This is a genomic window from Bacillus haikouensis, from assembly GCF_013179555.1.
GTDB lineage: Bacteria > Bacillota > Bacilli > Bacillales > Bacillaceae_B > Rossellomorea > Rossellomorea haikouensis_A.
This window is the reverse complement of the sequence record NZ_JABMCR010000622.1, coordinates 1-574: the sequence shown is the minus strand read 5'-3', so window position 1 is coordinate 574 and position 574 is coordinate 1. Positions and strand designations below refer to the sequence as shown.

The window sequence follows — 574 nt, the reverse complement described above, 5'->3', positions numbered from 1 at the left end:
TTTTAGTAGCTTATTCATGCAAGCTACAGTGGCAACCTTATCCTTTTTGGAGATAGGTTGCTTTTTTAATTTGTAATAATAATCGACGATATGATTTGATCCTGCTTTTTGTTGGCGGATCATATTCCGAACAATGAGATATAAAATTTTTCGTCCTTTAGGATTTCCTCGTTTATTAATATGATCTTTTCCTGCGTATCTTCCAGACTGATATCTTCGAATATCAATACCCACAAATGCGTTGACTTTTTTATGATTAGAAAAGCGAGAGAGGTCACCAAACTCACCGATAAAAAGTCCTGCGCTAATGTCACCCACCCCAGGGAGACTGATAAGTACTTCAAACTCAGGAAGCTTTTTTGCCTCGTTAATCAACTGGTTAGAAACGTGTTCTTTTTCCTCTAATAAACGGAGGAGTTGTTTTGCATAGTATTGAACTTTTGATGTTTGAATACTCGCTGAAGAAATAGCTGGATAGGATTCCTTGGCGTATTCTATTATTTGACTTGCCTTCTGTTTAGCACGATTTTCTGAAATTCTTTTCGTGGTACTTTTTTTCAAAAGGTTCTTGATT

The 574-nt window shown here is 36.1% G+C and carries 1 protein-coding gene; it reads right to left on the bottom strand.

Annotated elements, in window-relative coordinates; translation table 11 throughout:
- On the bottom strand, window positions 1–574 hold a 574-nt coding region (locus HP456_RS24725), incomplete at both ends, for a transposase (RefSeq protein WP_172255930.1).